This is a genomic window from Pseudochrobactrum sp. XF203 (genome assembly GCF_020341615.1).
GTDB lineage: Bacteria > Pseudomonadota > Alphaproteobacteria > Rhizobiales > Rhizobiaceae > Pseudochrobactrum > Pseudochrobactrum saccharolyticum.
Genome location: NZ_CP084392.1, coordinates 2,722,225 through 2,743,140 on the forward strand (window position 1 = coordinate 2,722,225; position 20,916 = coordinate 2,743,140).

The window sequence follows — 20,916 nt, forward strand, 5'->3', positions numbered from 1 at the left end:
AACCATGACTGTGACGGCTGCCCGCTCCGGTGATACTTTCTGGAACCGCCTGCCCATGCGCACAAGGCGGCTCATCTGGGTGTGGAGCTTTCTCGCCCTGCCTATTCTGTTTTACACGGTCATCCGGTTTTATCCCACGGTTGAAGCCTTCTGGCTGTCGCTGACCAACTGGGATCTGATGAAACCGCCGAAATTTATCGGCCTTGCGAATTATGAGAAACTGTTCGCTGATCCGCAATTCTGGAAAGTGTTCAAAAACACATTCACTTACTTGCTTATCGGCACGCCGGTCAGCCTGTTTCTGGCTTTTGTGATCGCTTATTATCTTGACCGCGTACGTTTCATGCACGGGCTGATCCGTGGTCTGTATTTCCTGCCGTTTCTCACCACTGCCGCGGCAATGGGCTGGGTGTGGCGCTGGTTCTATCAGCCTGCTCCGATCGGCGTGATCAATAATATGCTCAATACCATCGGCCTGCCGCAGCAGACATTCCTGCGCTCGGTGGATCAGGCACTCTATTCCATTATGGCAACATCCATCTGGGCGGGCCTCGGTTTTCAGATCATCATTTTCATGGCGGGTCTGCGCGCTATTCCGAACACCTATTATGAAGCTGCCCGCATTGACGGCCTGGGTGAATGGGCAATCCTGCGCAAAATCACCATTCCGCTGCTGAAACCGACAACCGTGTTTTTGGTCGTCTTCTCGTCCATCGGCTTCCTGCGCATTTTCGATCAGGTCTATAACATGACCACCTATGATCCGGGCGGTCCGCTTGGCTCCACCAAGCCACTGGTGCTGATGATCTATCAAACCGCCTTCTCGTCTTACGCCATGGGCTATGCCGCTGCGCAGACAGTCGTGCTGTTCTCCATTCTGCTGGTTGTCTCACTGTTGCAGCTGTGGATCTTGAGGGAAAAGAAATGACCGCTGAAACCAAAACACCGGCACTCCCGTTTGCAAATATCCGGCCAGGCCGCGTCCTCACATGGACACTGCTGTTTATCGGCGGCATCATCATGGTCACACCGCTGGCCTATATGTTCTCCACCTCGTTCAAAACCGCCAGTCAGGTCTATGATCTGCGTCTGATACCGGCTGACCCGACTGTGCAGAACTATGTCACCATTCTGGCAGACGGCCGCTTCCTGCGCTGGTTCTTCAACTCGATGTTCGTCGCGGTTGTCGTCACATTATCCAATGTGTTTTTCGACAGTCTTGTCGGCTATACATTAGCGAAATTCCAGTTCCGTGGCCGTCATTTCATCTTTCTCGCCATTCTGTCAACGCTGATGATCCCGACCGAAATGCTGGTGATCCCCTGGTATCTGATGTCCAGCAAACTCGGCTGGCTCGACAGCTATTGGGGCATCATGTTCCCGGGCATGATGACGGCTTTTGGTACCTTCCTGATGAAGCAGTTCTTTGAAGGCGTGCCGAATGACTTCCTCGAAGCTGCCCGTGTGGATGGTCTGAACGAATTCCAGATCTGGTGGAAAGTGGCCATGCCACTGGTCACTCCGGCACTGTCGGCTCTGGCAATCTTCACCTTCCTCGGCAACTGGACAGCCTTCTTCTGGCCGCTGATCGTCACCACCAGCAAGGAACTCTACACATTGCCTGTCGGGCTTTCGAGTTTCGCGGTTGAGCAATCGATCCAGTGGGAAATGATTATGACCGGCGCCGCTATCGCCACCCTGCCAACCCTGCTCGTGTTCCTGTTGCTGCAGCGCTATATCGTGCGCGGCGTCATGCTGGCCGGCCTGAAGGGATAAGGATACTATAATGTCTGCAAACGATCCGCGCCTTGCCGATAAAAGCGTTTTCCCTGATCCGGTCTACAAGGAGACCGTGCTGAAACCGCTTTTTGACGGCGCTAAAACCCATCATGTCGAAAGTTTCCGCCGTATTGACCGCGCCCATCTGGTGATGTTGACGGAAACCGGCATTCTCGACGAAAAACAGGCATCGGCAATCGCCGGTGCGCTGGAACAGATCGACCGTGATATTGATCCGGCCTCCCTCACCTATACGGGTGAAGTTGAGGACTTCTTCTTCCTGATCGAGAAAGAACTGAAGTCCCGTCTCGGTGCGGATATTGCCGGTCGCCTTCATACCGCACGTTCACGTAATGATATCGACCACACGCTGTTCAAGCTCGGTCTCAAAGAACATATTGATGTTCTGCTGGCCAAGTCCCGTCATCTGCTCAATGCGATGATTGAAACTGCAAACCGCGAGCAGGCAACACTGATCGTTGCCTATACGCATGGTCAGCCTGCACAGCCTTCAACCTTCGGCCATTATCTGTCCGCAGCAATTGAAGTGTTGATCCGCGATATGCAGCGTTTTGCAACAGCGCGTGAAATCGTCAACCTGTCACCTATGGGCGCGGCAGCCATCACCACCTCAGGTTTTCCCATCGACCGCGCACGCGTGGCTGACCTGTTGGGCTTTGCCGCGCCTTTACGCAATTCCTACAGCTGTATTGCCGCTTCGGATTACATCACCTCAACCTATTCCGCGATTGAGCTGATGTTTATCCATCTCGGCCGTCTCATTCAGGACTTCCAGTTCTGGACGAGCTTCGAGGTTGGCCAGATCTATGTGCCGAATGCTTTTGTACAGATATCTTCGATCATGCCGCAGAAGCGCAATCCGGTGCCGATTGAGCATATGCGTCATCTGGCTAGCCAGACCATGGGACGCGCCCGCACTGTGCTGGATGTGATCCATAATACGCCTTTCACCGATATGAATGACAGTGAAGGTGAAACGCAGCAAATGGGCTATGAAGCTTTTGCTTCTGCCGGTCGTGTGCTTGATCTGCTGGCCGCCTTTGTGCAGGCCATTCGCATTGATCCGGCACGTGTTGCCGACAATATCCGCCGCTCCTGCATTACCATTACCGAGCTGGCTGATTCACTGGTGCGCATTGAAGGTCTGTCCTTCCGTCAAGCGCATGAAATTGCAGCAACCGTGGCCAAGGCTGTTGTTGCCAAAGGCGGCGGTCTGGCACAGGACGGCTATGAGCCGTTTCTTGAAGCCTTCAAACATGCGGCTGGCAGAGAGCCGTCTTTCGACCGCGCAAAGTTTGAAGAACTGGTTTCGCCGGGGCATTTCATCGCCGTGCGTGATCGTTTCGGCGGCCCTGCACCGGAACCAATGGCTGAGGCACTTGCAGCCTACCGCGATCAGGCCAATGCCTTTGCAAGCCTTGCAGACACACAAGCCGCAAACGAGGCCAAAGCCGCACGCGAGCTCAATGATAAATTTCAGGCCTTGGTGGAGAAACGCTGATGGCAACGATCGAACTGAACAAGCTGGTTAAACGCTATGGCAAGGTTGAGGCCGTGCGCGGCATTGACCTGCAAATTGCCGATGGTGAATTTGTGGTTTTCGTCGGGCCTTCCGGCTGCGGCAAATCCACGACGCTACGCATGATTGCCGGTCTGGAAGACATTTCCGGCGGCGCGCTGAAAATCGGCGATGAAGTCGTCAATGAGCGTGACCCGAAACAGCGTAATATTGCGATGGTGTTCCAGAATTATGCGATCTATCCGCATATGACTGTCCGTCAGAATATCGGTTTCGGTCTCTATACCTCCAAAATCTCCAATGCGGATAAAAATGCCCGTATTGAAGAAACCGCAAAAATTCTCGGACTTGAGCCATATCTGGATCGCCGCCCTGCTGCGCTCTCCGGCGGCCAGCGTCAGCGCGTTGCCATTGGCCGTGCAATGGTGCGCAATCCGTCTGCGTTCCTGTTTGATGAACCACTGTCCAATCTTGACGCACAATTGCGTGCCCAGATGCGTATTGAGATCAAACGTCTGCATCAGCGTCTCAAGACCACAACCGTTTATGTGACCCACGATCAAGTGGAAGCCATGACTATGGCTGACCGTATTGTGGTGATGCGCGACGGTAATATTCTGCAGACCGGCACACCAACCGAGCTTTATGAAAATCCGGTTGATGTCTTTACCGCCCGCTTTATCGGCAGCCCGTCGATGAACCTCATTGCAGGCCGCAAAAACGGTAACAACATCGAATTCAAACCGGATGGCGACATTCTGGTCGGCATCCGTCCGCATGATCTGATGGTTGTCACCGGCGGTGATGCCTCCGCACCGGCAGGCATTGAGCTGACCGGCACCGTCACCGCGGCTGAACCGCTGGGGCCTGAAACACTGGTGCATATTGATGTACAGGGCACAGCAGTTATCGCCACCGCATCGGGCAAATTCATACCGGCCACCGGCAGCACCCTGACTGCACGCGCAGCCAGTGGCAGTCTTTATCTGTTTGACAAGGCGACAGAGAAAAGTCTGGGCCGTCTATGAGTTTGAAAGACAATCAGCATCCGGCCGTTCTCAGCATCGGGCGGATTTACTGCGATCTGATTTTTACCGGTCTGGCAGCTTTGCCGGAACCGGGACGTGAAGTCTTTGCCGATAATCTGAAAATGGCAGCCGGTGGCGGTGCCTATATCACCGCCGCGCATCTGGCACATACCGGCCGCACAACCGCCCTTGTGGCACGGCTCGGCCTGGATGCTCTGTCCGCCGGTCTGTCACCGGAACTGGAGGCCGCAGGCATTGATCTGCAATTTCTGGAGCGTTCGAAAGATGCAGGCCCTCAGGTGACTGTTGCCAGCGTCATCGGCAACGACCGTGCCTTCCTGTCGCGTCGCGCAGGCAGTGCACTGCCTGCAACTTTGGATGCCGCGCTCACTTGGTCACAGGCTGGTCATTTGCATATTGCGGAATATGCAACGCTGCATGAGATTCCTGATCTTGTGCGCCGTGCCAAGGCACACGGCCTCACAGTCTCGCTTGATCCAAGCTGGGATGAGACCCTGATCTATGATCCGGCTCTGCTTACGGCTTGCGCAGGTATTGATATCTTCCTGCCCAATAAAGAAGAAGCGCTGGCGATTACGGGTTTTGAAGATCCGCAAGACGCTCTCGATAAACTCGCGGAAACCTTTCCCGTTGTTGTGCTGAAAGGCGGTGCGGAAGGTGCATGGCTGCGTTCAAAAGAGCATAATCTTCACGCCAAAGCTGAAAATGTACCGGTTATTGATACGACCGGTGCAGGCGATGCCTTCAATGCCGGTTTCATCAATGCATGGCTTTCAGGCGCAGATGCACAAACGGCACTCAATGCCGGTATTCAGTCTGGTAGTCTGGCTGTGCAGGCAGCCGGTGGCACAGCCTTCTTGCAAAAACAGGAGATCAGTCCGGCGGACTGATCTTTCACTCTTACGCACTATTAGACCGCGTGTTGCAAAACACTTAAACCGCCGTCGATTGTCAGGCAGGTTGCTGTCATAAACGGGCACTCATCTGAAATCATAAACACGGCCGCCATCGCGATTTCCTGTGTGCTGGCAATGCGCCCGCCCGGATGCAACCGCATAGTCTCAGCCTTTGCTGCCTCCGGATCAGAAAAACTGTTCCAATAATCCACATTCTTCTGCGTCAGCACATAGCCCGGTGCAATAGCATTCACACGTATCTGCTGCGGCGCATATTCCAGCCCCAGCGATTTGGTCATGCCGAGCAAAGCATGTTTCGCCAGCGGATAAGGAAATGTGTGCGGGATAATCGTGAAAGAATGGGTGGAAGCAATATTGAGAATAGCACCGCCACCCTGCTCAATCAGACGCGGCAGCACAGCCTTACAACAATTCCACGCGCCTTTCAGATTAACATCGAAGCAACGGTTCCATGCTTCATCATCCATTTCCAGCGGTTTGCTGAAGACATTGATCCCCGCATTATTGACCAGCGCATTAATCTGCCCGATTTCCGCATCAGCCTGAATAAAAGCATTTGCAATCGCTTTGGCATCGGAGATATCCGCCTGAGCAAAGCCCACCGTAACGCCGCTTTCCCGTAAGGCCAGCACCTCTTTTTCCAGCAATGCCCCGTCCGTATCAATCAGGAACAGCGCCGCGCCCTCGCGGCCAAAACATTGCGCAATCGCAAGGCCGATCCCCTGCGCTGCGCCGGTGACAACAATGCGTTTTCCGATCAGACGATCAGCCATGATATTTATCCTTTTCGAACGCCCGCATTACCATTCAGCAAAACTGCCATCTTCATGACGCCACACCGGATTGCGCCAGCGATGGCCGGTTTTAGCCCGTTCAATCACATAGGCTTCATCGACATCGACACCCAGACCCGGCCCCTGCGGAATAGCCACAAAGCCGTCCTTGTAATCAAACACCTCACGATTGGTGATGTAATCCAGAATGTCATTATCCTGATTATAATGGATATTCAGGCTCTGCTCCTGAATGAAGGCATTATAACTCACCGCATCAATCTGCAGGCAGGCAGCCAGAGCAATCGGCCCCAGCGGGCAATGCGGCGCCAGTGCAATATCATAAGCTTCAGCCATCGAAGCAATCTTGCGGCATTCGGTGATCCCGCCCGCATGGGACAAATCCGGCTGAATAATATCCACATAACCGCCGGAGAGAATAGTCTTGAAATCCCAGCGGGAATAAAGACGCTCTCCCAATGCAATCGGCGTGGACGTATGATTGGCGATCTCTTTCAGCGCTTCATAATTTTCGGATAAGACCGGCTCTTCAATAAACATCAGCCGGAACGGATTGAGCGCTTTGGCCAGCACTTTCGCCATCGGGCGATGCACGCGGCCATGGAAATCCGCCCCAATCCCGACATGCGGGCCGACCGCATCACGCACTGTACCAATCGTCTCGACAATCGCATCAATCTTGGCATAGCTGTCAACGATCTGCAGCTCTTCCGCTCCATTGAGCTTCAATGCTGTAAAACCGCGCTCCACCATTTCTTTCGCATTGCGTGCCACATCAGACGGACGGTCGCCGCCGATCCAAGAATAGACTTTAATCCGGTCGCGGCATTGTCCGCCCAGCAACTGATGCACCGGCACATTCAGCGCCTTGCCTTTAATATCCCACAGCGCCTGATCTATACCGGCAATGGCACTCATATGCACAGCACCACCACGATAAAACCCGCCGCGATACATGACATTCCAATGGTCTTCGATCAGAAACGGATCTTTGCCGATCAGATAATCAGACAGCTCATGCACAGCCGCTTCAACTGTCAGCGCACGACCTTCAACAATCGGCTCTCCCCAGCCGGAAATACCCTCATCGGTTTCCACTTTCACAAACAGCCAGCGCGGCGGCACAATATAGGTCGTGAGTTTGGTGATTTTCATTCTGTTACCCTTTTATAGACCTGATTTTTGAATGAGCTCAGGCTGCAAACGAATGGTTCCTGACAGGCTTTCAGCAGGCTGCAATATTTTCAAACCACCATAACCGTCACGGCAATGATCGCCCGCCATATGAGACATCGGCTCCAGACAAAAATAATCCGAGCGGGATTGTAACTCCGGCACACCATGCGGCGCATAGAGAAAGAACCGGTCAAACAACGGGTCGGCATTCATGGTCAGAGCTGTATTCTGTTTCGGCCAGACAAGTCGCGCAGTGCCGTCCCATCCCTCAAACCCGTTATTCACCCAATGATCGGGATTTTTTTTCATGCTGCTGAAATTCAGATCATCGGGAATATTGACACGGTTTTCCGGCAAGTAACCGGCCCCTTGCGTCCACATTTTCTGAGCGTTGAGCTGTAGCTGTGTTTGCTCGGTCAGATGAAAATAAGGATGCCAGCCAAGGCCAAACGGCATGGCTTTCTCCCCTTTATTTGTCACCCGCATGGAGAGAGTGAAACCGGTTTCATCCAGTGTAAAATTCTGTTCCGCTTCATAAATAAAAGCAGCATCGGCTTTGTTATGGGTAATGCGCAGTACAAGCCGGTTCTCTGACTGCTTTGCAATCTGCCAGAGACCTTGCCAGCTTTCGCCATGAATATAGAGCGGATCATCATCTGTATTTGCCTGAAAATGATAGTCGCGCCCCTCAAAACTGAAGTGATTTTGCGGAATACGGTTGCCGAACGGGATGAGCGGAAAACCACCGGTTTCAACCGGTGCTGCATCGGCATGTTTGGCTTCACGCAGCAGGGGAATAATCCGCCCCTGATCGTGCCACCACAAGCCATGTACCGTACCGCCCTGGCTAGCAATATGCGCTTCAAATTGTTGGTTTTTCAACATGATGATGCTCATGGCAGCCTCCGGTCAGATGATTTTGACATCGGTTTCAAACCTGCCCTGAAACGGCAGATCCATGACAAATATCGCCCCCGACGGCTCTTGCTGTCGCACTGCGTCATCCAGCCCGGCCCATGCGGATGTCACCAGCATCTGGCTGGCAGTTTTGCCGATAAAAGCAGGACAGCTCGGCTGAGAAACCGGCAGAGCAATTGAACGCAGAAAACTGCCATCCGGTGCATATCCGGCAATCTGCGAGCCACCCCACAATGCAACCCAAAAATTACCGTCCGCATCCACAACCGCACCATCGGGATTGCCTGCGGGAAAATCATGGAGGAACAGTTCCGACTCCCCGACCGGCAAACCATTCTCAGGGTCAAGCGGCACACGCATCACTTGACGTAAAGCTGTATCGGCAAAATATCCGACCGTGCCATCCGATGAAAAACAAATCGCATTGCTGATCGTGATATTGCCGTAAAGCTTGCGCAACTCACCTTTGAAATACCAGTAGATTGCACCTGCACCCTGCTCAGCCTGCCAGCCCATTGTGCCAAGCCAGAATGCCCCTGATGGATGCACCCGCGCATCATTGGAGCGGGTCAGTCGGTTATCCGCTTCGATTTCACAATGCAGAGACAAGTCGCCCGTTGCCACATCGCGCAGATACAGGCCGCGCTCTGTGAAAAGGAGCTGGCGATACTCATCCACCCGCGCAAGGGCACTGGCGGCAAAAGGCAGATCATGTTGCCTGCTTACACCACTTTGAAACTGATATTCGCAGAGTTTGGATTGCAGAATATCAAACCACCATGCTGTATCTGTGTGCGGGTCATAGACCGGCCCCTCACCCAGCTTACACAAAGGTGCATTCAACGCAGCGGGCACAAATATCTCAGCCATGCGCACCACCAAACACCTCATCATAGGCTGTGATTGTCAGACGGGCTTTTGCCTGCACGGTTTCCGCACTATCCTCTGGTTTATACAAACTGGAGCCTATGCCAAAAGTCCGCACACCCACGCGGGCATAATCTCCGAAATTCTGGTCGGAAACTCCGCCAACAGCCCCGACAACAGCATCCTTCGGCAGAATGGTTTTAATCGCCGCGATGCCTGAAGGGCCAAGGGAACCGGCAGGAAAGAATTTCAATGCGGAAGCGCCACTGCGGATCGCCAGCAGAGCCTCACTCGCCGTATAACAACCGGGCATGGTAATCAGCCCGCAGGAAGTTGCATGGCGGATAACATCGACATCCGTATTCGGGCTCACCATAATCCGCCCGCCAATATCTGCCAGCCGCTGCGCATCTTCTGTTGTCAGCACGGTTCCGGCACCGATCAGCACTTTGTCACCGAATAACCTCACCGCACGCTCAATCGAAACCCACGGCTCCGGTGAGTTCAGCGGAATCTCAATAATCTCGAACCCTTCTGTAATCAGAGCTTCAAGCACCGGCTCAACCTCATCATTGCGGATACCGCGAATGATCGCCACCAGTGAGCGTTTCAAATTCGGCCAGATGACAGATGACATTATGCTTCCCTCTCCATCACGCATGATGCACAACCGGCCACACTCTGGCCGCCGCCGAAAACAATCCCTGCCGGACTGCAATCTCGCCATCCAGAAGAGTGATGCTGAAACCGGCTCTTTCCAGCGCGGCCTGATACAACCGGCCGAGTTTTCCCGAAGCCACCAGCCCGATTGTACCCGCGCCATAAAGCTGTTTTGCCCTGCCGGCCTCTGCGCCGATCAGCAGACCGGAAAGATGCGCTGCGCCCTCAGACTGCTCTTCAAAACCAAGCAATTGTGCTGCACGGATACCAAAAACATCCTCGGCCATCCGTGCCGGTTCCGCGCATGTCTTTTCAACAGCACGGAGAAAAGCAGGTGTGTTTTCATCAAAAGCCACATCCGTATCCATCGCATGTCTGAGAATGGAATGTTGAGACAGTACTGCAAAAAACTCACCGGTCATGAAAGTCGCGAACTGCGTCACAACACCGTTTTCCAGTCTCGTCCACTTACTATGCGTGCCAGGCATACAGATCAGACCATCAGGCATCGATGTGGCAATACCCGCAAGCTGGGTTTCCTCACCGCGCATCACATTGGCTGCGGATGCATCACGCTGCGCAAGTCCGGGCAAAATACGGATATCGCGTGTCTGGTTTTCTAATTTGAGCGCATAATCTGCCAGACCATCAAGCGTAGCAGGCAGGCTGATATAAGGTGCCTCTGCCCAGCCTTGCCGTGCACCGGCCATACCGCAGATTATAACCGGCAGATCCGGTCCTGCTTCCAGCTTATGCAAATGCTTTTCCAGCACCGGTGCAAAACCCGTTGCAGCGCAATGCATCATACCTTCATCACTGCGGCTTTCACCCAGCACATGCCCCTGTGCATTTGTAATCCACAGGCGGAAACTGCTCGTTCCCCAATCAACCAATGCGTAAACAGCGTCATTCATCAGTGTTTACCCTCTGAACCCGATCATATTTGAGCGCAGATTATCCAACAGCACAGCAATGAGAAGAATGCAGCCGCGCACAACATATTGGTAAAATGCCTGAATATTCAGCAGGTTCATGACATTTTCGGCAATCCCCATAATCAGCACGCCAACAATCACGCCCAGCATTGCAGCACGACCGCCAGCCAGAGAAACACCACCAAGAACACAAGCCGAGATGACAGATAATTCAAGTCCTGTTGCCGCATTCGGCTGACCGGATGTGATACGCGATGCCAGCAAAATACCGGCAATACCGCAGACCAGCCCCTGCAAAGCAAAAATCCAGATACGCATGGAATCCACATTCACACCGGCTAGTCGCGATGCTTCGGGATTACCGCCGATTGCCAGTGTATTCTTACCGAAGACTGTGCGGTTGAGCACAAATCCGAAAATGACAAACAGCAGTCCCATCACCCAGATCGGCGTCGGAATGCCTAAAAATTTTGACAGTGCCAGCTGATAGAAAGACGGATCATTAATACCAACCGCGCGACCATCACTGGAGATCAGCGCCAACCCGCGCACAATCTGCATTGTCGCCAGCGTGGTAATCAGCGCATTGATACGAAATTTCGCAATTACAACACCATTGAACAGCCCGACGATAAAACCGCCTGCCAAAGCGGCCAGCAATCCGAGAACAATAGAACCGGTAGCATTGGACGCCATCACCGCAATCATGCCGGTAAAGGCGACAGTGGAACCGACGGAAAGATCGAAATCGCGCGATGCAAGACAGAACATCATCGTGCAGGCAACAATGCCGATGGTTACCACCGATTGCAGAAGCCCAAGCATATTCCGTTCAGTCAGAAAATTCGGGACTGTCAGCGCCACCACTGCAAAGGCCAGCAGAAAAATTACCACAAGCCCTTGTTCACCAAGCAGAATTTTTTTAATTGAAACCATCGTTCAGGATACCTTTTGTAATGATCCGGCTGCCGTTTCAGCGACGGTCTTATCCGGTAGTGCTGCCGTGAGAATGGCGCGGTCGTTAAAATCAGCGCGATCAAATCCGGCGGCAATCCGCCCTTCGCACATCACCATAATCCGGTCTGAGATGCCCATGACTTCGGGCAATTCGCTGGAGATCACCACAATCGCCATGCCGCTTTCAGCAAGCTGATAGAGAATTTCATAAATCTCTGCCTTGGCGCCCACATCAATACCGCGCGTAGGCTCGTCAATAATCAGCACCTTGATATTCTGCTCGGCCAGCCAGCGGCCGAGAATAACCTTCTGCTGGTTGCCGCCGGAGAGATTGACGATATTCTGTTTGCGCGACGGCGTACGCACCCGTAATTTTCCGATATAGGTTTCAGCCAGTTCCGCCTCTTTTTTCGGGCGGATCAAGCCAAACGGGGAAAAATGTCTGCGGGCAGAAATAGCGATATTTTCTTCAATCGAACGCCCTTGAACAATACCATCAAATTTACGGTCTTCAGGGCAAAGGACGATACCTGCACGGATGGAACTGCGCGGATCATCAGCCTTCACAACCTTACCATCAACATACACCGCACCGGTACGCCGGTGATCGGCACCATAAATCAGGCGGCTCATCTCGGAACGTCCGGCACCGATCAGACCGAAAAATCCTAAGATTTCACCGGCACGCACCTCAAAATTCACAGGCTCCGGTAATTTACTGCCGCTGAGATTTTCAACCTTCAGCAATATATTCTGGCGAATATCGCGACCGCGCCAACCCCAGATATTATTGATCTCCCGCCCCACCATTTCAGAGATAATCTGGTCGCGGGTAACATTCTCAAGACTCGGATGATGGGCGGCCAGTTTGCCGTCACGCAGCACAGTCAGACTATCGCAAAGCTGGAAAATCTCATCCAGACGATGCGAGATATAAAGAATGATCTTGCCCTCAGCCTTCAGACGGCCGATCAGGCGAAACAGGATTTCGCTCTCCCGAGATGACAGGGATGACGTCGGCTCGTCGAGCGCGATGATACGCGCATCCAGCATCACGGCTTTGGCGATTTCAACCATCTGCCGCTCACCGATTGAAAGCTGTGCAACCTTGGTGGCAGGGTCGATATCAATGCCTATCATCCGCAATTTTTCGCCGACATCACTGACCAGCGCTTTGAAACTGATAATTCCCGCTTTGGCAGGAAAGCGCCCGAGCCACAGATTTTCCGCAACACTCAGCTCCGGCACCAGTTGCAGTTCCTGATGGATAACGATCACACCGGCATGAAAAGCATCGCGCACGGATGCATACTTCTGCACCACACCGTCAATAATGATCTCACCGCTATTCGCCTGCTGATCGCCGGAAAGAACACGGATGAGCGTGGATTTACCCGCACCGTTTTCTCCCATCAGCCCGTGAACAGCCCCTTGAGCAACACCGAAAGACACATCTGTCAGCGCCTTAACACCGGGATAGAATTTTGAAATATTTTTAAACGTCAGAAAGTCAGCCATGCCGCACCTGTCTCTCAGCAGTGGTTGCACCACTTGAACAATAATTTCTGAGAAATGGGAGCCGGAACACTCAATGCTCCGGCTCCGTGCAGGATTACTCGATGCCGAGTTCCTTGCGGACTTCCGCGTAATTATCGCGCAAGGCTAGCTGACCGGATGTCAGAATGAGCTTTTCAGGCTCTTTTCCATCCGCCAGCCATGCATACATATTCATCGCTGTTTCATAACCATGACGCTTCGGTGAAATGATAACTGTGCCGTAGAAACCGGTCGGGCTTGGTTTTTTAAATTCATTAATCGCAGATTCCGCACCGCCGATACCAACCGCCACAACATTCTCTGACGGAATGCCAACGCTTTCCGTTGCGCGTACCGCACCAAGCACGGACTCATCATTGAGGCCAACAGCAACCCAATATTTGATATCCGCATTCTTGTTGAGAACAACAGTGGATGCATTCAGCGCGGCCTCAGTATCGGTTTTTGCCTGTGGCGCCGCAAAAATATTGGCTTCCGGCAATCCGTTTTCTTTCATAACAGAAAGCGCGCCTTCGACGCGGTCAACGGCAGTCGGCAACTGGTCATAGGAAACACGGATTGCACCGACATTCTTCCAGTCCCAGCCACGTTTTTTGACTTCTTCGCTGATGGCGCGGCCAACTTCCTCACCGATTTTGGTGGCGGAAATCCCCATATGCGCCACATCTTCCAGCGGTTTGCCATCCGCACCGACAAGACGATCATCGACAGTCATCAATTTCAGACCATTGGCCTCGGCCTTGGCAACGATACCCGGCCCGAGCTTCACATCCGGTGTACAGATGATCACACCGGTAGCGCCCTGTGCAGCCAGATTATCCAGTGCAGACTGCACCTTCTCACCGTCTTCCGCACCGATTTTGACCAGAGTGAAACCTTTTTCCTTTGCCGCTACATCGGCAAATTTCCACTCATCCTGAAACCACGGTTCTTCCGGCTGCTTTACAACAAAGCCGATTTTCACATCCGCCGCATAGGCTGCAGATGCTCCTGCAACAGCCGTGAAAACCACACCGGCCATTATTCCGGCTAAAGCAGCCGTTTTTAAAAAGCGCATATCTTTCCTCCCAAAGATTGCACGTCATCTCAAGCTCCCACAGCCTTGTCATGACGCTGATGTCCTCCATCGCCGGTCACGCTAAAACAAATCATCATACCAGTCAATAATTCTTGTATGATGATTTAAAATTGTTCATTATACATAATTAAACAACTGAGTGCCTTGCGGTTTCCGTCTGTCAAACCCTATGACTATGATCAGGGCCTGCATTAAAGCCGGAAACTGAACAACCGGATGGCCGGATTAAAACGAAAGAAAAGCCGTGACCGAAATGTCTGAACAGAGCCTGCATGCCCCTTCCCGCCCGACGCGGCCAAGGGTACAAAAAAGCATCACTGCGACGCTCGCCGCTGACATTCTCAACGGCCGCTTCAAGCCGGGCTCAATGCTACCCCGCGAAAATGATCTGTGTGAAGAATATGGTGTCAGCCGCACGGTCATCCGCGAAACGATCAAAACACTGGAGTCCAAAGGGCTGGTGCGCGGTAAGCCGCGTATCGGCACAGTCGTTTGTGAGCAGGATGAATGGAACCTGCTGGATCAGCAGGTGCTGGACTGGTTGGGGCCGCGCATCGTCGATCTGGATTTATTGCTCTGCGTTCTGGAAGCCCGCCGCGCGATTGAGCCGGTCGCTGCCGAACTGGCAACCCAACGCGCATCCGCCATGGATATTGCAGCGCTGGAAATAGCATGGAACCGGATGAATGAGGCGGGCAGCGATATTGAAGCCTTCACGCAGGGCGATGTTGACTTCCACATCGCTCTGTTGCGGGCAAGCCATAATCAGGTCTTTCGCCAGCTTTGCGGCATTATTGAAGCCGCATTGCGCTATACGCTTTACACATCCAATGATGCAGTTGCGAGCCGCGATGAGGCCATTTCCGAACATCTGGAACTGATTGAAGCCATACGGCTGCGCGATAAAGAGCGGGCGCGCAACAGTTCCAATAAAATGCTGGATCTTGCTGCACGCGATCTTGGTATGAAAGACAAGTAAAACGGCCAGCACAATTGAGCACAGGCCGTTATAAGCGAAAACAGCTCAGCGATTATGATAGGCTTCGGCAGCAGCGCAAAATGCTGCCAGCAGATGCACATCGCCTTCCATCTGTTTATATTCCGGATGCCATTGCACACCAATGGCGAAGCTCTTTTCCGTGTGCTCAATCGCTTCAATAATACCGTCTTCAGCCATAGCCGTCACACGCATCGGCGCCTTGACAGTACGCACCGACTGATGATGCGAGCTATTCACATGCTGACCGGTTGTGCCGACCAGTTTCGCCAGCAAGCTGTCTTCTTCAATTGCGATACTGTGCCCTGCACGTTCCTTACCACCGGCATTTTCAGTATCTTTCGAAACGGAATGTTCCAATGCGTCTGAGACTTCATCCGGAATATGTTGCACCAGTGTTCCGCCAGCAATAACAGCCAGCAGCTGATGACCGCCGCAAATCCCCAGCACCGGCATATCGCGCTCCAGCGCACCGCGCAGAACAGCCGCTTCAAATTCTGTCCGTGCCGGTTTCAGACGGATCGTGTCTGTGCGCGCTTCTTCGCCGAACATCGCAGGCGGCACATCAAAAGCACCGCCGGTTACAACCAGCCCGTCAATCATATTCAAATAGTTTTCAGCCAGTTCTGTGAGATGCGGCAAGGCAACCGGTGCAGCACCCGCCTCTTCAAGGCAGGACAGATAATTCTGACGGATTGCATACCATGGAGAATCCGAAAAACCGCCGCCCTCTTCGCTGTCGAGAGTCACGCCGATGATCGGACGAAATAGTGTTTTCTGTGTCATTGTGCCGTGCTTTTATAATGAAATTTCTGTGCCTGAATGAATACGTCCTGTTGAGCGAAAACAAGCGTTATTATCATCTGGCCTCATGCATTTTTGCGATCAACAACCGCCTTACCTGCACATCATAGTCATACTTGTTTTTATTACATTTTCGCATTATATTTCGTGCAGTCGTCTTAAGGAGATTTATGCGCAGCATCCTTCATCGTTGATCCTCTGCTTATGCAGAGCCGCCTGTCACACACAGGCTTACAACGGCTTGCGCCCGACTTTCTCTCCTTATCAGGACAATTCCCATGATGACTCAGATCATGCTGCCACGCGCTGGCGGTTTCTGTGCACTGTTCGTCCGTTTTCAAAAACGGAGACAGCCATGAATATTTCACGTTTTGAACGCCGTATTCTCGATATGCTGGCCAAAGGTGGCCGGATCGAGCCGGAAAAAGACGACAATGGCAAAATTATTGATGTCGATTTCATCTCCCGTGAGGGCTGGTTTCTTGACGGTACAGATTTACAAACCTTCAAAAAACTGCGCGCCAAACGGCTGATCGCCTCGTTTAACGGCAGTGCTTACCGCATTTCCAAACAAGGCATTCAAAGTCTGCAAATCGCCCGCAATGCATAGGTAAAAAGCGCAGCACCTCACATGCTGCGCTTCTTTATTTTTAATCTAATGACAGGCGCTGTGAACCGCTGATCTTGTTCTCCGCCCATTTGGAAAATTTGAGGATCGGATAACAATAGACGAAATAAACCAGCGCAATCAGACCATAGATAAACAACACATCGCGAGGGAAGCGCAGCATCGACACTTCGCCCTGACGGGTCAGTTCGGCAATCCCGATTACCGACAGAATGGCCGTGCTTTTGATGATAATCACATAGACGCTGCTCATCGGCGCAATTGTCAGCTTCAGCGCCTGAGGCAAAATCACATGCCACAATTTCTGCAACTGGCTCATACCGACCGCAGTTGCAGCCTCCCACTGGCCGCGTGGCACCGCATCAATAGCACTGCACACAATTTCAGCCACATAGCAGGAGGTATAGAGCGACAACGCCACAAAGGCCGCTGTGCTGGAATCCCAGCTCAGCCATTCAATCCCTGTATTCGGCAGCACGAAATAGAAAACATAGAGCTGCACCAGAAAGGGTGTGCCGCGCAAAATATGCACATAGCCGCCGAAGAGCTGTGTCAAAACAGGGATGCGATAACTGCGTATAATCCCGATCACCGTACCGATGATCGATCCCGCAAGAATTGCGACCAGCGAAACCGTAAAAGTCTCTTTGAACCCCTGCCAGAGAAATGGCATGACTGAGACTGTAAGTTTCCAATAATATTCAAACATAGTCTCAACCTTTCGCAGCCCAGGCAGGACCTGCCAGCTTCTTTTTCACATGATGCGAAAGGAACAGCATCACACAATAGATAGCGAGATATCCGGCAGCGATTGTCAGGAAGCTCTCATTCGGGCGCACGCGCTCACTGTTCAGCAACAGACCGGCACTGGTGAATTCGAACACCGTAATCAGCGACAACAGCGATGTATCTTTAATCAGCACGGCCGTCTGGCCGAGCACAGGCGGGATCACATTGGCAAAAGCCTGCGGCAATACAATATGGATCAGCCGCTGTCCGTAACTCATGCCCACAGCTTTGGCAGCTTCAACCTGTCCGCGCGGGACTGAACCGATACCGGTACGGATAATTTCGGACATATAAGGCGTACAGTTAATAACCAGCGCGGCAATGCCAAGCCACATTTCCGGCCATTTGGCAGTAAAGGGCAGCAGAACCGGCAGACCGAAATAGACCAGATAAATCTGTACCAGCAGCGGGGTCGAACGGATGAATGTGACATAAGCCTGTATCAGATTGCGCAGCACTTTCCACTGCGTAAACATGATAACAGCCATGATCGTGCCGAGCACAAAAGACAGCACAAAACTCACACCGGTTGCAATCAGCGTATTGCCCAGACCTTCTGCAAAGCGGTCGAGATACTGCGCAACGATGCGGTAATTGAAATAATCAAGAATGAATGATGACATTATCCGGTCCCGGATATTTCACGCAGGCAGACAGTCTGCCGCGGCGCAAAATATTTAAAACAGTAAGGCTCCTGCCCGCCCGAATGGCAGGCAGGAGATGGCTTCTGTTACTTGTGGTCTTTTTCCCACTCGGTGGTGTTCCACCAGTAATTGACCATCTGGTCGAGACGCTTGTCGGAGGTGATCAGTTCAACATAATTGTCGAGCCAGAACTTCAGATGCGCTTCATCAGGGCGCACGGCAAAGGCCAGCGGGTTTTTGACAATAATGCCGTCAAGAATTTTCAGATTACCGAATTCATTAACGAAATTGGTGACGTTACCGAGATCGGAAACGGTTGCATCAATACGACCAGCAGACAATGCCTGTGCCACGGCAGCAGTACCGCCGGTGAACTCTTTCAGCGTTGCCTTTGGCATGAACTTTTTAATGGCTTCACTGTATGAACTGGCCTGTGTCGAGCCGATATTCAGACCTTCCTGATTGAGGTCTTCCCATTTGGCCAGCGGTGAATCATTCTTCACAACCGCAACAGTTTCTTCGTAGAACATCGGGCGGGAGAACAGCAGCTGAGCCGCACGCTGCGGGGTCGGTGTCATGTCCGCGGCAATCATATCCACTTTGCCAGCCAGCAGTGCCGGAATAAGACCTTTCCAGTCATAATCCTGAAACACGACTTTAACACCGAGGTCTTCACCCATCATACGGGCAAGTTCTACAGCCAGACCGGTTTGCTTGCCATCTTTATTGATGAAGCTGACCGGCGCACCCTGCGTTTGCACAGCAACACGCAGCTCACCACGCTTCAGAATTTCTTCCATAATGTCTGCTTTGGCGGTGCTTGCTGCACCGACAGACATAGCAGCCACACCCGCCAGCATTCCGATCGACAGAGCGATTTTTTTCAGAAATTTCATAATGTTCTCCTCACTATTATATGGATTTACCCTTATTTACGGGCATTCATTTCCGTAACTTTCAACAGACGTCTCCCAACGTCTGCACACTCCCCTTAAAGTACCTGTTCGAGAAAATGCTGTGTGCGCTGATGAACCGGCTTGGAAAACAGCACATCCGGCGTTCCGGTTTCGACAATCTGCCCTTCATCCATGAAGATCACACGATCAGCCACCTCACGGGCAAAGCCCATTTCATGGGTGACAACCACCATGGTCATGCCGGATTTTGCCAGTTCTTTCATCAGATCGAGAATGCCGCCAACCATTTCAGGATCAAGCGCTGAGGTTGCCTCATCGAACAGCATCACTTTCGGGTTCATCGCCAAAGCGCGGGCAATCGCCACGCGCTGCTGCTGACCGCCGGAAAGCTGGCTCGGATAATGTCCTGCACGTTCCGCAATGCCCACACGCGCCAGCATATCCTGCGCAATTTTCAGCGCCTCCGCCTTTGAGCGCTTCAGCACCACAGTCTGCGGCAGAACCACGTTTTCCAGCGCTGTTTTATGCTGAAACAGATTAAAATGCTGAAACACCATGCCAATTTCCGAACGGGCATGATTGAGGTCGGTTTTAGGATCAGAAATTGCCAGATTATTGACGGTGATCGTGCCGCTGTCGATGGCTTCCAGTGCATTGAGCGTGCGCAGCAAAGTGCTTTTACCGGAGCCGGAAGGACCGATAATTACCAGAACCTCCCCCTTCTCTACGGAGAAAGAGACATCGCCCAGTGCACGGTGAGCCTTGCCGTTGCTGGTCGCAGGATAGGTCTTGCTGACATGCTCAACTGATATAAAAGTCATTATTTCCCCTCTCAAACAGTTTCAGGAAAAGTGGATACCGCCTTCGCAGGAAAATCAATTCACCGAATTGATTTCTAATCCCGCTTCGATCCGTCCGAAACTGCGTAATAATCAGAACTAACGCTGCCTCTAACGGGCGATTATGCGTTATCCTTATTGAATTCTGTTGATGCTTCCTCAGGCAGAAATCCGTAAAATGCGACAGCAACATCCCCTGTCAGGATAATTGTATCATCAGCACATAACTCGACCTGTAAAGCCCCGCCCGGCATTAAAACACGGAATTTTTTCTGATTTGTGCGTCCGCTGCGTACCGCCGCAACTGCCGCCGCACAGGCACCGCTACCACAGGCTTCCGTGAGAATACCGGGACGTTCATAAACCACCAGTTTCAGCAGCGCCTCTTCACCTTCAGACGGCAGCAGTTCAGCCACACCAATATTCGCCTGCTCCGGCAGATAGGTACTGTTTTGCACAATGGCAGCTTCAAGCGACACATCCACGGCATCAAAATCCGGCACAAAATATACCAGATGCGGATTGCCCATACTGACGGCAAAAGGTTCAGACAACGGGCCGTGGTTCAAGAGCCCGTCATGGTTCGCAAGCGGCCCTGCCAGCGGAATAGCCTGCCAGTCTGTAACAGCTGGCGCCAGATACAGGCTGATACGCGGCTGCCCGTTTTCTGCCTCTGCCATACGGGCTTCGATCAAGCCACCAAGCGTTTCTAAAATGACGGAATTTTTGCCTGCTTCCTGCATCCAGAGAAAAGCGGCACAACGGCTGGCATTAAAACAGGCCGGAGCCTCCATGCCATCCACATTATAGATGCGCATCCGCACATCAGCGCGGGCATTTTGCGGGGCTTCCAGCACCAGCAACTGATCGCCACCAACACCGCGATGACGATCACAAATCTGGGCAATTATTGCTGCCTGCGGCCGGAAAGACTTTTCCCGACCGTCAACAAGCACAAAGTCATTCCCCAGCCCGTGGGTCTTGACGAAGAAAATTCCTGCTGCGCCTGTTTGCGCCGCTTCGGAATATGGCCGCATATTTTCCCCCCTCTCTTCGGGCTACTTTAGCAGC

General features: G+C 52.5%; 22 protein-coding genes. 7 read left to right on the plus strand and 15 right to left on the minus strand.

Annotation, left to right across the window (positions count from 1 at the left end):
* The first annotated feature begins 4 nt into the window (after positions 1 to 4).
* The 5 genes from LDL70_RS12380 to LDL70_RS12400 are packed head-to-tail and all read left to right on the plus strand — an operon-like array spanning position 5 to position 5,258.
* Complete coding sequence (locus LDL70_RS12380) at positions 5 to 928, plus strand: carbohydrate ABC transporter permease (protein ID WP_022710584.1); 924 nt, start codon at positions 5 to 7, stop codon at positions 926 to 928.
* Positions 925 to 1,776 (plus strand): carbohydrate ABC transporter permease, encoded by an 852-nt coding sequence (locus tag LDL70_RS12385; RefSeq protein ID WP_075657105.1) that lies wholly within the window; start codon positions 925 to 927, stop codon positions 1,774 to 1,776. The genes LDL70_RS12380 and LDL70_RS12385 overlap by 4 nt, the downstream gene beginning before the upstream one ends.
* A 10-nt stretch (positions 1,777 to 1,786) precedes the next feature.
* Complete coding sequence (gene argH / locus LDL70_RS12390; RefSeq protein WP_225685180.1) at positions 1,787 to 3,301, plus strand: argininosuccinate lyase; 1,515 nt, start codon at positions 1,787 to 1,789, stop codon at positions 3,299 to 3,301.
* Positions 3,301 to 4,347 (plus strand): ABC transporter ATP-binding protein, encoded by a 1,047-nt coding sequence (locus tag LDL70_RS12395; protein WP_225685181.1) that lies wholly within the window; start codon positions 3,301 to 3,303, stop codon positions 4,345 to 4,347. Before argH ends, LDL70_RS12395 begins: the two co-directional genes overlap by 1 nt.
* Positions 4,344 to 5,258 carry a carbohydrate kinase family protein gene (locus LDL70_RS12400; RefSeq protein WP_225685182.1) on the plus strand — a complete coding sequence of 305 codons (915 nt, stop codon included), beginning with the start codon at positions 4,344 to 4,346 and terminating at the stop codon, positions 5,256 to 5,258. Before LDL70_RS12395 ends, LDL70_RS12400 begins: the two co-directional genes overlap by 4 nt.
* Before the next feature lie 20 nt (positions 5,259 to 5,278).
* On the opposite strand, the gene LDL70_RS12405 is transcribed toward LDL70_RS12400, so the two are convergent.
* From LDL70_RS12405 to LDL70_RS12445, 9 genes are all read right to left on the minus strand, one after another.
* Complete coding sequence (locus LDL70_RS12405; RefSeq protein WP_225685183.1) at positions 5,279 to 6,058, minus strand: SDR family oxidoreductase; 780 nt, start codon at positions 6,056 to 6,058, stop codon at positions 5,279 to 5,281.
* Positions 6,059 to 6,085: 27 nt separating this feature from the next.
* Positions 6,086 to 7,234: a galactonate dehydratase gene (dgoD, locus tag LDL70_RS12410; RefSeq protein WP_225685184.1), complete on the minus strand. Its 1,149-nt coding sequence runs from the start codon at positions 7,232 to 7,234 to the stop codon at positions 6,086 to 6,088.
* Between the two features lie 12 nt (positions 7,235 to 7,246).
* On the minus strand, positions 7,247 to 8,152 hold the full coding sequence (locus LDL70_RS12415; protein ID WP_225685185.1) for an aldose 1-epimerase: 906 nt from the start codon (positions 8,150 to 8,152) through the stop codon (positions 7,247 to 7,249).
* Positions 8,153 to 8,164: 12 nt separating this feature from the next.
* Positions 8,165 to 9,043 carry an SMP-30/gluconolactonase/LRE family protein gene (locus tag LDL70_RS12420; RefSeq protein WP_225685186.1) on the minus strand — a complete coding sequence of 293 codons (879 nt, stop codon included), beginning with the start codon at positions 9,041 to 9,043 and terminating at the stop codon, positions 8,165 to 8,167.
* Positions 9,036 to 9,677 (minus strand): 2-dehydro-3-deoxy-6-phosphogalactonate aldolase, encoded by a 642-nt coding sequence (locus LDL70_RS12425; protein WP_370637676.1) that lies wholly within the window; start codon positions 9,675 to 9,677, stop codon positions 9,036 to 9,038. Before LDL70_RS12425 ends, LDL70_RS12420 begins: the two co-directional genes overlap by 8 nt.
* Before the next feature lie 16 nt (positions 9,678 to 9,693).
* Positions 9,694 to 10,617 carry a 2-dehydro-3-deoxygalactonokinase gene (locus tag LDL70_RS12430; RefSeq protein ID WP_370637833.1) on the minus strand — a complete coding sequence of 308 codons (924 nt, stop codon included), beginning with the start codon at positions 10,615 to 10,617 and terminating at the stop codon, positions 9,694 to 9,696.
* Between the two features lie 3 nt (positions 10,618 to 10,620).
* The gene (gene araH, locus LDL70_RS12435; RefSeq protein WP_225685188.1) at positions 10,621 to 11,571 is read right to left on the minus strand and encodes an L-arabinose ABC transporter permease AraH; all 951 of its coding nucleotides are present in this window, start codon (positions 11,569 to 11,571) and stop codon (positions 10,621 to 10,623) included.
* Positions 11,572 to 11,574: 3 nt separating this feature from the next.
* Positions 11,575 to 13,110, minus strand: a complete 1,536-nt coding sequence (gene araG / locus LDL70_RS12440; RefSeq protein WP_225685189.1) for an L-arabinose ABC transporter ATP-binding protein AraG — start codon at positions 13,108 to 13,110, stop codon at positions 11,575 to 11,577.
* A 94-nt stretch (positions 13,111 to 13,204) separates the two neighbouring features.
* A complete protein-coding gene (locus tag LDL70_RS12445) occupies positions 13,205 to 14,206 on the minus strand; it encodes an arabinose ABC transporter substrate-binding protein (RefSeq protein WP_225685190.1) in 1,002 nt (333 codons plus the stop codon).
* A gap of 274 nt (positions 14,207 to 14,480) precedes the next feature.
* On the opposite strand from LDL70_RS12445, the gene LDL70_RS12450 reads away from it, so the two are divergent.
* Positions 14,481 to 15,206, plus strand: coding sequence for a FadR/GntR family transcriptional regulator (locus tag LDL70_RS12450; RefSeq protein WP_122093514.1), 726 nt, complete (start codon positions 14,481 to 14,483; stop codon positions 15,204 to 15,206).
* Between the two features lie 45 nt (positions 15,207 to 15,251).
* Here LDL70_RS12450 and LDL70_RS12455 read toward each other — a convergent pair whose 3' ends face one another.
* Positions 15,252 to 16,010 (minus strand): gamma-glutamyl-gamma-aminobutyrate hydrolase family protein, encoded by a 759-nt coding sequence (locus tag LDL70_RS12455; RefSeq protein ID WP_225685191.1) that lies wholly within the window; start codon positions 16,008 to 16,010, stop codon positions 15,252 to 15,254.
* 373 nt (positions 16,011 to 16,383) lie between these two features.
* On the opposite strand from LDL70_RS12455, the gene LDL70_RS12460 reads away from it, so the two are divergent.
* Entirely contained in the window at positions 16,384 to 16,638 is a 255-nt protein-coding gene (locus LDL70_RS12460; RefSeq protein WP_028233546.1) for a YjhX family toxin, read from the plus strand.
* A 40-nt stretch (positions 16,639 to 16,678) separates the two neighbouring features.
* On the opposite strand, the gene LDL70_RS12465 is transcribed toward LDL70_RS12460, so the two are convergent.
* From LDL70_RS12465 to dapF, 5 genes are all read right to left on the minus strand, one after another.
* A complete protein-coding gene (locus LDL70_RS12465; RefSeq protein WP_225685192.1) occupies positions 16,679 to 17,365 on the minus strand; it encodes an amino acid ABC transporter permease in 687 nt (228 codons plus the stop codon).
* A gap of 4 nt (positions 17,366 to 17,369) precedes the next feature.
* Positions 17,370 to 18,068, minus strand: a complete 699-nt coding sequence (locus tag LDL70_RS12470) for an amino acid ABC transporter permease (protein ID WP_022710602.1) — start codon at positions 18,066 to 18,068, stop codon at positions 17,370 to 17,372.
* Between the two features lie 107 nt (positions 18,069 to 18,175).
* The gene (locus LDL70_RS12475; RefSeq protein WP_151160177.1) at positions 18,176 to 18,985 is read right to left on the minus strand and encodes an ABC transporter substrate-binding protein; all 810 of its coding nucleotides are present in this window, start codon (positions 18,983 to 18,985) and stop codon (positions 18,176 to 18,178) included.
* 95 nt (positions 18,986 to 19,080) lie between these two features.
* Positions 19,081 to 19,827 (minus strand): amino acid ABC transporter ATP-binding protein, encoded by a 747-nt coding sequence (locus LDL70_RS12480; RefSeq protein WP_022710604.1) that lies wholly within the window; start codon positions 19,825 to 19,827, stop codon positions 19,081 to 19,083.
* Between the two features lie 140 nt (positions 19,828 to 19,967).
* Positions 19,968 to 20,882, minus strand: a complete 915-nt coding sequence (gene dapF, locus LDL70_RS12485; RefSeq protein ID WP_225685193.1) for a diaminopimelate epimerase — start codon at positions 20,880 to 20,882, stop codon at positions 19,968 to 19,970.
* Between the last annotated feature and the right edge of the window lie 34 nt (positions 20,883 to 20,916).